This is a genomic window from Mesorhizobium sp. M4B.F.Ca.ET.089.01.1.1, assembly GCF_004022605.1.
Classification (GTDB): Bacteria; Pseudomonadota; Alphaproteobacteria; order Rhizobiales; family Rhizobiaceae; genus Mesorhizobium; species Mesorhizobium abyssinicae.
Map to the genome: position 1 here is coordinate 1 of NZ_RZOS01000185.1, position 10659 is coordinate 10659.

The following is a 10659-nucleotide window of genomic DNA, read 5'->3' on the forward strand; positions in this document are numbered from 1 at the left end:
AGGGTCGACACCGGCTACACGCCCGAAGCGACTACAGGGCAAGGGCGCGGCCGCATGCTGCGCCTCTACGGACTGGTGCTCAGGCCTGAACTCAACGCGACCGAGCAGGTGCTGACGGTGCTCCAGCGCTTCGGTCTTACGCCCGGCGATGTCCGCGCCGTCGTCGTCAGCCATTTCCACGCCGACCACATCTCGGGTCTGTCGCTGTTTCCCAACGCCCGTTTCATCGCCAGCGATGCGGCCTGGGCTCGCGTCAAGGCGCGCACGCCAAGGCAGAACCTCCGCCACGGCGTCTTCACCGAACTCTTCCCGGCCGACTTCGAGGCAAGGCTCGACGGGCTGTCCACGAAGCGGCGGATCGACACGCGCGGCGGCGTGCCAGGCGGAGCCGATCTCTTCGGCGACGGGAGCGTCGTGGCGGTCGATCTGCCCGGCCATGCCGACGGCCAGTTCGGCCTTTTGTTCGCCGGGCTGGAGCGGCCGCTGCTCTATGCCGTTGACGCGCAATGGCTGCTCGCCGCACTCGATCCGAAGCGCGCCCCCGGCTTTCCCTCCAGCCTTATCGCCGAGCACGTTGCCGCCATCGGCCCGACCTGCGAGACGCTGCGTCGCTTCCAGGCGACGGGTGGACAGGTGATGCTCTGCCACGACCCCGCGATGACGCAGTACGACCTGACTGCGCACGAACTGGCGGCGGTGGCCGGATGAACGGGCTCGCGGAAGCCATCGGTTCCTTCGTGCTGACGCGCTGGGTTTCGCGCAAAAGCCGGCCGGCCTTCGAGCGCTGGCAAGCGGCCCCCCTGCGTCGTTGGCTCGACCACGACCTGCCGCTGGCGCCGTTCTATGGCCAGGCGCCGCGACAGCTCGGCGACCTGCCTGTGACCGACAAGGCGCTGCTGATGGCGAATTTCGAGCGCTTCAATATCGGCGGCGTGTCGGCCCGCGATGCCTGGGCCGCCGCTTCCGCCGACTGCCGCCTCGGCGACCTGACGGTTGGCGCGAGTACCGGTACATCCGGCAATCGCGGCCTGTTCGTCATCTCCGAGGCGGAAAAATACCGCTGGCTGGGTACGCTCCTCGCCAAGGCGGCACCCGATCTTCTGTGGCGCGGAATGCGCGTCGCCGTCATCCTGCCGCAGAACACGGGACTGTACGACAGCGCCCGCAAATCGCGGCGCATCGACCTGCGCTTCTTCGGCCTGACGCTCGGCCCGGAACATTGGCGCGCGACGCTCGAGGACTTTCAGCCAACGGTGATCATCGCGCCGCCGAAGATGTTGCGGCATTTCGCGGCGTCGGGCTTTCGGCTCTCGCCGCAACGCGTCTTCTCGGCCGCCGAGACGCTCGATCCGGTCGACCGTCCGGTTATCGAGAATTTCTTCCGGCTGCCCCTCGACCAGATCTACATGGCGACGGAGGGCCTGTTCGCGGTGACCTGCCGGCAGGGCGGCCTGCATCTCGCCGAGGATTCGGTGTTCTTCGAATTCGAGCCGGCCGGCGACGGGCTGGTGACGCCGCTGGTCACGGCCTTCCGTCGTCAGACCCAGATCATGGCGCGATACCGGATGAACGACCTGTTGCGGCTCTCTGAGCAGCCTTGCAAATGCGGTTCGCCGCTGCGCTGCGTCGACGAGATCGTTGGCCGCATGGACGACGTCTTCCGGCTGGAATCGGCCGCCGGCCAGGTCCTGCTCACCCCCGACATACTGCGCAATGCGGTGCTCAAGGCCGACCGTCGCATCGACGATTTCCGGCTGGTGCAGTCGGCGACCGATGCCATTGAGCTGAGGCTCGCGCCGGATCTCGCCGACGAGGCGGCGACTGCCGCGCATCAGGCGGTGCTCGCGCTGCTCGCGGCGCGCAAGGCGATGGCGACGGTCGATCTGGTGCGGGCACCGCTGCCGCTGGAGACCGGCCGCAAATTACGCCGCGTCGAATGCCGGCTGGGAGTGGCGCCGTGAGCCCGGCCGCCATGATGGAGAGGCCGCTTCAGCAGGCGGACCGGGTCCAGAACAGCCCCGGCAAGGTCGAGGCTTTCGTACGGCTCTTCAACGACGTGCCGGTACGCGATCTCGTTGCCAACCTTACCACGTCGGTCGAAAGCGTGGAGGTTGCCGGCCGCACCTTCCCGCTGACGCTGAACGACACCAGCGACGCGCCCAACTGCTACATCTGCTGCCCGTCCGGCGCCTATATCGACTATGCCGTCGACGAGACGCGCAACTTCATCGCGCACCCGTCGCTGCGGCGTTCGCTCAAAGCGCTGATCGGCGCCTGCGCGCCGCTGGTGCGGGCGAGCGGCCTCGACCATCAGGTTCAGCTCAACAACTGGCTCTATTCGACCAACCCGGTGCCGCTGCTCGACCGTGCCGCAATCGCCGCCTTGCGCGCCGACCTTGCGGCGCGCTTCCCGGACCGCGCCATCGTCATCCGTTCGCTGAACGAGATCGCCGACCCGGCCACCATCGCGGCGCTGAAGGCGGAAGGCTTTCGCATGCTGGCGGCGCGCCAGATCTACATCTTCGCCGACCGCGGTTCGGCGCCGGCCATGAGCAACGACATGAAGCGCGACCGCAAGCGGCTCGGCAGCACGCCCTTCAAGCGCGTCGGCGATGCCGATTTCAGAGATCCCGACTATGCGCGCGCGGAACAGCTCTACAGCATGCTCTATCTGCAAAAATACACGCCGCTCAACCCGCACTACACCGCTCGCTACATCGCCGAGATGCACCGGCGCGGCGTTCTCAGCCTGGTCGGCCTGCGTCGGCCGGGCGGCGAACTCGTCGCCGTCACCGGCCTGTTCGAGAACGGCGGCACGCTGACCCAGCCGATCGTCGGCTACGACACCGGGCTGCCGATAGCGGAGGGCCTCTATCGCATGGTGATGGCGATGGCGCAGGACCATGCCACGGCGCGCGGCCTGTTCTTCAACATGAGCGCCGGGGCCGCAAGCTTCAAGCGACGGCGCGGCGCCGTCGCGGCGATCGAATACAACGCCGTCTATGCCGGTCATCTGCCGCGTCGCCGACGCGTGGCGATCCGCGTCATGGAAACCGTGCTGGCGCGGGTAGGCATTCCCCTGCTCAGGAGGTTCGAACTTTGAGCGAGCGCCAAAAGCGGAAGGATCACTGGCAGGCCGTGGCGCTGTCGGGCGACATCAGGGGCAAGCCGAAGCGCATCCTGTTCGACGGCCAGCCGCTGGTGCTGTTCCGCTCGGCGCAAGGCATTGCGGCGCTGTTCGACCGCTGCCCGCACCGGCTGGTCGAACTGTCGACCGGCAAGCTCGTCGGCGGCGAGATCGAGTGCCCCTATCACGGCTGGCGCTATGACGGGGAAGGGCGCTGCACCGCCATCCCCGGTCATGTCGGCGAGATGCCGCATTACCGGGTGCGCCGCTTTGGCGCCATCGAGCGCGACGGCGTCGTCTTCGTCTCGTCGGGCACGCCAGAGGCCGAACCCTATCTCCATTGCATGCAGGGCAAGAACGTCGTCGTGCGGCGGGTGCGCAGCTCGACGCAGTCGACGGTGATCGACGCGGCCGAAAACATCCTCGATGCCACCCACACCCACTTCACCCACAAGGGCCTGCTGCGCGGCCTGGGTTCGAAGCGCCATCTCGTGCGCGTCGAGGTGACCGGCGGCGAGGGCTGGGTCGAGGCCTGCTACACCGGCGAGGATCGACAGCAGGGGCTGATCAGCCGGCTATTGGAAGGCGAGCGCGCGAAAACCATCGGCCGCTTCCGTTACCCCGGCATCGCCGAACTCGAATATTGGGGCAAGGATGGGCTTGCGCTCGCCACCACCTTCCATCTGCGCCAGGCCGACGCGCGCACCGTCGAGGGCGTCGGCTGGCTGATCGGCCCGCGCCAGGGCTGGTTCGGCGGGATCAAGGCGCTTGCCTTCAAACCGCTGTTCAACATCGCGTTGCAGCAGGATCGCCGCGTGCTGAAATCGGCGAGCGACAACGCCCGTTTTGCCCCGCCAGCGCTGCCGGTGATCGGGCCGCTCGATTTCCTGCGCCGAGACATCGCCGCGATCATCGCGGGCGAACTGCCGCCGGCAGCGGAAGAGCCGCGCGTGCACCAGATCGAGCTTTAGACGGTGCATTGGAGAACTCGGCGTGTCGTTCCTTCGCGCCGGACCTCAGAAGAGCTCCTCAGGCCCGTTCCATTCGATGTCGCGCGTTGACGCCGCCTGCAGGCCGATGCGTTCTCGAAGCGCGATGCCGGCGATCTCGGCCAGCGCCGGCCACTGCGCCTTGACCGGTGCAGGATCGCCGGGCCAGTCGAGCAGTTCCTCCGCACCGCGCATCGCTTTGCTGAAGCGGCCGAGGCCACCGGAGCGCAAGGCCGCCGGCAGCCCGTAGATCCACATGGCGAGCCGCACTGTCTGGGGCGCAGTGACATCGGGTCTGACCTCGGGCCCGTCTCCCAGCACGGCGTCCGCGAAGCGCGCCGGATCGCGGAAGAAATGCAGGCCGCTGACGGCGCGCGGGTTGCACTCCAGCGGCAGCACTGTTCCGTCCGCCTGCCGCATCAGGTCGAAGGAGATTTGCCCGGTCCATGACGTGCCACCGGCGATGCGCTCGACCAGCTCGCGCGCCCAGGCATCCTCGATCCGTTCGAAGAAGATACCGGCGCCCTTGCCGGCACGGTAGAGCGAGCGATAGAGGGCGAACGCCTTGAGCTTGCCCTCGCGCGCCACCGCATAGGCGCTGATCTCCTCGCCCGTCACGAAATGCTGCGCTACCCAGGGCATGGCGGGCGAGGGGGTGACGGCATCGAGTTCGTCGGGCGAGGGGCGCAAAAGCACCTGGCTGGCGAAGCGCGACCATGCCGGTTTGAACACCAGTTCGCGCGCGCGGCCGCGCACCGCTTCCAGATCGGCTCTGGATTGCAGCAGCGTCGTTCGCGGCACGGCGAGGCCAAGCCGTTCGGCCAGCCGGATGAAGGCATGCTTGTTGTGGACCTCGGCAAGCAGCTCGATACCGGGGGCGAACAGACGCGCCGGGATCGCGCGGCCGCGCCAGGCGAGCGCCAGATGAAAAACCTCCTCGCAGGTCGGGATGACCAGGCCAATCCCTTCGGCGCGCACCAGCGCCTCGACGGCCTCGGCATAGGCCGCCGGCTCGAAGCGCGGCGGCGGCAGGCGGCGATAGAGCGCGCAGGCTATGCTGGCGGCGGCGATCGGCCGGGCAGGGGTGTCGGCCAGGATTACGCGTCGCCCGGCGCCATGCAGCAGCCGCGCCAGATGCAGCGCCACCGGCGCGCGCGCTCCGGTGACGAGGACAGTGCTAACGGGCACGGGACATTGGCATCGGCAAGCCCAGGGCGGTGATTGCGGTTGGCGGAACCGTTGCGCGAAATCGGTGCGCTTGGCAACGGAGCCGCGCCGTGTATCGTCAGCCGGCTCGGGTCGTCCAAAGCCGGCGATCCCGGGAACCGAGCAGCGCCAGGATCGCGGCGGCGCTCAGCAGGTGGATGGAACAGCCACCGTTCCGCAGCGGTCAGCTCTGCTCCTCAGCGTCATCGTTGCCTTCCAGTTTTTTGCGCAGCGCCGTGATCACGCCGTGCATGGTGTTGATGTCCTCGACCGAAAGCCCGTCGGCGAGGTTGTTGATCCAGGGGGCCTGCAGGCGCATGGCCGCGTCGTAGGCTGCACGCCCCTTGTCGGCCAGGACGACAAGCTGCGCCCGCCGGTGATGCGGGTTTACCCTGAAGGCGACCAGCCCTTCGCTTTCGAGATCGTTGACGATGCGCTGCACGTTCTGGCGGTTTGCGCCGAGATCGCGCGCCAGCCACGCCACCGGCTGCGGATGCGCGGCGGCGACGATGGCGCCCAGCACCTGCCAGCGGGCGCTGGTCAGGCCGAGATTGGCGACCAGCCTGTCGCCGGCCGCGCTGATGCGGCTGTTCAACCTGAACAGGTCAAGGATGAGGTCGCTCAAGGCCTTGCCGGGCGGTGTTCGCTTCGTGCTGGACATTTGTCACCTTGTATCGATATTGACATCATGTTGTCAAACGCATATGTAGGCATCGTAACAGATTGACATCATAACACCAATTGAAGGAAACCCTCATGACCCATATGCGCCCCCTCGACCCCGCTTTCCCGATCGACCGCCAGGTCGCCATCGATGCCACCGCCGTCGTGCTAGTGAACGTCTTCACGCTCGACAAGGCCGACGAGCAGACCTTCCTCGACGTCTGGCAGGACGACGCCGTGTTCATGAAGCAGCAGCCGGGCTTCATCTCGACCCAGCTTCACCGCGCGATCGGCGACAGCCCGACCTACCTGAACTATGCCGTGTGGGAATCGACCGCCGCCTTCCGCGCCGCCTTCACGCATCCGCAGTTCAGGGCGAAGATCTCGGCCTATCCGTCCTCGGCCGTCGCGTCGCCGCATCTGTTCGAGAAGGTCGCGGTGCCGGGGATCTGCGTGGCCTAGCCGAAGCGGCAAGGATGACGCCAAACGCAAGGGCGTGCCTCGGCAGCTAGGCAAGCCTATTAGCTTCGACTAGTACCTTCGGGGGTGGAAGGCTTGAGGGCGTCATCCGATGAAGGTCAACGTACTCTACGCGCACCCGGAGGCTGACAGCTATTTGGCGTCGCTTCACCAGCGCATCGTCAAGACGCTCAAGGCGAGAGGCGACGAAGTCATCGACTTCGACCTGTACAAGATGGGTTTCAATCCGGCGATGCTGCCCGAGGAATGGCGTGGCCACTACGATCCCTCCCAGGTGCCGAAGGATCTGCAGGTCTATGTCGATGCGCTGTTATGGGCAGAGGCATGCGTCTTCTGCTTTCCGACCTGGTGGTCGGGCATGCCCGCCATACTGAAAGGCTATTTCGATCGCGTATGGCGCCCAGGTATCGCTTACGAGGTGCCGCCCGATGACGGCCTGATCAAGCCTTCGCTGCTCAATATCCGCCGCATGGGCGTGGTCACCACATGCGGGTCGCCGTGGTGGTACACCCAACTCTATATGCAGAACCCCGGAAAGAAGGTGCTGCTGCGCGGCCTGAAGACCATGTGCGGCCGGGGCGTGCGGCATCTGTACCTGTCGCGATACTCCGTTCACAGCATATCGGACGAAAAGCGGGAAATGTTCGCGCGCGAGGTGGAGCGTCGCTTCGATACGTTCTGAGCTCCATTGCCGTGCCCGGCACGATCTTCGGGGAAGAGGCATCACAACCAGGCCGCCTGAATGGGTCATGTCGGATTCAACTTTCGGCCTGCTCGCGCCTCGCGGCACTGAAAACCTCGCGGGCGGCATCGGCATTCAAGACAGCGATGGCAAGCCCGACGATGATATCGGGCCAGGCCGAATTCCACAGGAATGCCGTGACCAGACCGGCAGCGATGATCGCTACGTTGGCAAGGACATCGTTGCGCGCCGACAGGAACGCGGCGCGGGAGAGGCTTCCTCCATGATGGCGATAACGCGCGAGCATGAGTGCGCATGACAGGTTCACGAGGATCGCACCCATTGCCGTGAGAGTGAGTGGTACGGGCGAGGGCGGAACCGGAAGATGGAGCTTTTGCCATGCGGTCCATAGCGTGGCCAAAGCCGGGACCAGGAGTACGCCGGCGAGCAGCATTCCAAGCCGCGCCCGATTGCGGGCCGCCCAACCCAGCCCGACCAGGATCAGGAGATTGATCGACGCATCCTCCAGAAAATCGATGCTGTCTGCAAATAGCGATACGGACCCGATCCGGACGGCAATCGCAAATTCTATCCCGAAATAGGCAAGGTTCAGGATCGCCACCAACCGCACGGTCCTGCTCAGGTCGCCAGTCATGATTCTGCTACATCAACGAGGCGATCGCCAGGCGATTCCTGGCGACGTTCGGCTTGCTGTCGCCAACATATTCGACGTTCGTGTCGATGAGCCGGTCACCGTCGATCCCAGCCGCGGTCAGGATGTCCACGATCGCCTTCGCACGCTGCCTGGCTAGTGCCTTGTTTGTCTTTGCGGCATTGGCGCCTTTGAATTCCTTGGCCGCCAAGGCCGTCAGTTCGACGTTGCAACGCGAGTCCTTGATGCTCGCGGCGAACTTCTCGAGGTCATTCTTGATCCGCGATGAAATCACAGAGGACTGGCTGTCGAAAAACAGATGGACTTGGGCAGCTGCGCGTCTCTCATATTGCCGGCACGATATCCCTTGCTTCGGCAAGGTGTACACGATCGCGCTCCGCGCCGTGTTCGTGTTTGTGGCGCTGTCGTCGACCCAATGCGAGAGCGCAAGCACCATTTCCGGCTTGACGCCTTGTACCTTAAGGAAGTCGCTGGTCGCCTCGAGCCTGCGGCCGGCAATGCCGTCAGCCTTGTCGTAGCCACCTTCTTTGCTCGCCGTCGCATAGAGCCTGTAGCCACAATCCTTCCCGGCGTCCTTGATGAAAGCCTTCAACGCGTTGGCGGAATCCTCGGGTATCTTGCCGTCGCCCTTCTTGAAGAGGACGCGATAGGAGTTCCACTGCGTGCAGTTCGGGCCAACGTCGCGTTCCTGGGCGACTGCGCTGAAAGTTACCGTACTTGCGACAGCGCTAATAAAGGCCAGAACAAGAATGAATGATTTCTTCATTTTCTTGGCGCCTCCTGCTGCGGCTTAGTCTAACGCCCCGCTCTTTACTGCGGCAAGGTGGGCAAACCGCGGCCGGCGTTCGTCAGTCCCACACGAGCAGCAGCTTGCGCCAGAAGGCATTGGACGGCATCGACTTGGAGCCGCGCGGCAGGCGGATGGCCAGATAGATCGTCAGCCATTTGCGATCTATCTCGCGGATCGAGACTTTCAAGTCTTGCAGCTCGAAAGGTCTCGAAACCCGTGTCCATCCGGAGAAGGCGAGGGCACCGGTCGGGGCATCGCCTTTCCAGGAGAGCCTTTCCTCCGGCTTGCCCAGCGCCATGGCGAACTCGAAGGGAGACGCCTCCTCATGTGCGATCTCTACCGTTGCCACGACGCTTCTGGCAAAGGCCGGGAAGGCTGAATTGAGGGCGGCGACGACCGGGCCATGCGTGTTCGGCCGCAGGAATATGCCGCCATTGTCGCCGGCGACGAGCAGTGTCGGCAGATCGGAGGGATGGTTGATGACGAGCGCCGCATGCTTGAGCTCGTCATTGGTTATCCGGCGCATGCGCTGGCGCTGTTGCGGCGCGTTGAGACGCGGGTGTCTCGCGCCGTTCGAAACGGCATGGCGGACCTGGATGCTCGAAAAGCCTCCCAGCACCCGTGCCTGCGCGCGGCTGCCGCCGGTCCTGACCGCGAGCAGCAGGTCGCGCCTGGCTGATGACGGCGAGCTGACGGCCGCCTGGATCTCGCGCGCCTCGTGCGCCCGGCTGACATCCGCCCAGCCGGTCCCGCCATTGCTCTCCAGCACCTTGGCGAGGTCGCCGAAGGTCTGGTTTTCCGCGTCGACGATCGCCAGCTGGAACTGCGCGGGCTCGGTCAGGTCCTCGTCGAGATAGACCCAGCAGCTCGCGCCGATGGCGCCCGGCGGGCAGGTGCCCTTCAGCAAGGCCATGGTGATGTTGCCGCCCTTGGCTTCGAGAAAGAGCTGATCCGGCGATTGTTCGACATAGCTCAGCGGATCGGCATCGGCATCCGGATGTGAACCGACATGAGCCAGGCGCAGCGGCTCGACGGAAAGGTAGTGCTCGCGATAGAGCGAGGAATGCAGTTCCGGCACGGTCTCGTCGGCGGCTGCCTTGAGCATGTCGACCACGCCAAGCGTAAAGTCGGACCGCCCCGCGTGGGCGAGCAGCGAAATCGCGGTGTCCGCCCGGCCTTCCCGGGCCGCGATCTCGGCCAGCAGCTGCATCGCGTCCGGGGCATTGGCGGAACCCGCGCTCAGCCTCAGATACCGCTCGTCCTTGACCCGCAATTCCAGATTCCAGAGGTTGAGGTCCTTCTCGTGGCTGGCCGTGTTCGAGCTGATGCCGAGCTGCACGAACATGTCCGTTCGCGCGAATTTGTGCTTGCGGAAGACCTCGATGATCGGCCTGCGGTTCCTCAGCCACTCGGCATTCCGGTTCATGCCTGTCGGCGCCGACCGGTACCAATAGAGCGGCTCCGGCACGGTAACGACCTCCAGGCCGGCGAGGTCGGCGCGTAGGAAGAATTCCCAATCGCTGGCGGAAAAACCGCGCTCTTCGTTGAGGTAGCCGATCTTGTCGAACACCTCGCGCCGGAACATCGCATTGGCATCGCCATAGGGATTGGTGATCAGGGCGATGTCGGTGGGGCCGCCGACCGGGAAATAGAGCATGTAGCCGCTCTTGGTATCCGGCGGCACGAAGGGCTCGTTGAGCCACTTGGCAAAGGTCGTGCATATATCGGCGCCGGAGTTCTGCATGCCGGCGACAAGCGTGCTGACGGCGTTTGGGAACAGCGCATTGTCGTCGTCCAGGAACAGGATCAGCGAACCCTTGGCGGCGCGGATGCCGGTGTTGCGCGCCTTGCCGAGGAAGCCGTTCTTTTGCCGGATGATCCGCCAGCCGCGCTGCTCGAACTCCGGTTCGAGTTCCGCCAGCAGCCGAACCGCGTCCGGATCGGTGCTGCCGTCGTCGACGACGACCAATTCGATGTTCGGATAGTCCTGGCGGCGAACCGAGGCGATCGCCTGCGGCAACAGCGCCGCCCGGTTGTAGTGCGCGGTGA

Annotated in this window: 11 protein-coding genes; 6 read left to right on the forward strand and 5 right to left on the reverse strand. The window is 65.3% G+C overall.

Going from position 1 to position 10659, the window contains the following annotated elements; translation table 11 throughout:
• The 4 genes from EN780_RS18220 to EN780_RS18235 form a co-directional block, all read left to right on the forward strand.
• On the forward strand, positions 1-708 hold a 708-nt coding region (locus tag EN780_RS18220; RefSeq protein WP_128274904.1), incomplete at its 5' end, for an MBL fold metallo-hydrolase.
• On the forward strand, positions 705-1961 hold the full coding sequence (locus tag EN780_RS18225; protein ID WP_128274905.1) for a F390 synthetase-related protein: 1257 nt from the start codon (positions 705-707) through the stop codon (positions 1959-1961). The genes EN780_RS18220 and EN780_RS18225, both read left to right, overlap by 4 nt.
• Positions 1958-3103, forward strand: a complete 1146-nt coding sequence (locus EN780_RS18230; RefSeq protein ID WP_245500012.1) for a GNAT family N-acetyltransferase — start codon at positions 1958-1960, stop codon at positions 3101-3103. Before EN780_RS18225 ends, EN780_RS18230 begins: the two co-directional genes overlap by 4 nt.
• A complete protein-coding gene (locus EN780_RS18235; protein ID WP_128274907.1) occupies positions 3100-4098 on the forward strand; it encodes a Rieske 2Fe-2S domain-containing protein in 999 nt (332 codons plus the stop codon). Before EN780_RS18230 ends, EN780_RS18235 begins: the two co-directional genes overlap by 4 nt.
• Positions 4099-4143: 45 nt before the next feature.
• Here the strand turns inward: EN780_RS18235 and EN780_RS18240 are convergent, their stop codons facing one another.
• Together EN780_RS18240 and EN780_RS18245 are read right to left on the reverse strand one after the other, a co-directional pair.
• On the reverse strand, positions 4144-5304 hold the full coding sequence (locus tag EN780_RS18240) for a hypothetical protein (RefSeq protein WP_128274908.1): 1161 nt from the start codon (positions 5302-5304) through the stop codon (positions 4144-4146).
• Positions 5305-5506: 202 nt separating this feature from the next.
• On the reverse strand, positions 5507-5983 hold the full coding sequence (locus EN780_RS18245) for a MarR family winged helix-turn-helix transcriptional regulator (RefSeq protein WP_128274909.1): 477 nt from the start codon (positions 5981-5983) through the stop codon (positions 5507-5509).
• A gap of 95 nt (positions 5984-6078) precedes the next feature.
• On the opposite strand from EN780_RS18245, the gene EN780_RS18250 reads away from it, so the two are divergent.
• Both EN780_RS18250 and EN780_RS18255 read left to right on the forward strand, forming a co-directional pair.
• Positions 6079-6447: an antibiotic biosynthesis monooxygenase family protein gene (locus EN780_RS18250; RefSeq protein WP_127285222.1), complete on the forward strand. Its 369-nt coding sequence runs from the start codon at positions 6079-6081 to the stop codon at positions 6445-6447.
• A 109-nt stretch (positions 6448-6556) separates the two neighbouring features.
• The gene (locus tag EN780_RS18255) at positions 6557-7147 is read left to right on the forward strand and encodes an NAD(P)H-dependent oxidoreductase (protein WP_128274910.1); all 591 of its coding nucleotides are present in this window, start codon (positions 6557-6559) and stop codon (positions 7145-7147) included.
• A 76-nt stretch (positions 7148-7223) separates the two neighbouring features.
• Here the strand turns inward: EN780_RS18255 and EN780_RS18260 are convergent, their stop codons facing one another.
• The 3 genes from EN780_RS18260 to EN780_RS18270 all read right to left on the reverse strand — a co-directional run.
• A complete protein-coding gene (locus EN780_RS18260; RefSeq protein ID WP_128274911.1) occupies positions 7224-7802 on the reverse strand; it encodes a cation transporter in 579 nt (192 codons plus the stop codon).
• A 7-nt stretch (positions 7803-7809) separates the two neighbouring features.
• Positions 7810-8586, reverse strand: a complete 777-nt coding sequence (locus EN780_RS18265; RefSeq protein WP_128274912.1) for an OmpA family protein — start codon at positions 8584-8586, stop codon at positions 7810-7812.
• 82 nt (positions 8587-8668) lie between these two features.
• A partial coding sequence (locus tag EN780_RS18270; RefSeq protein WP_133372639.1) for a glycosyltransferase family 2 protein occupies positions 8669-10659 on the reverse strand: 1991 nt, incomplete at its 5' end.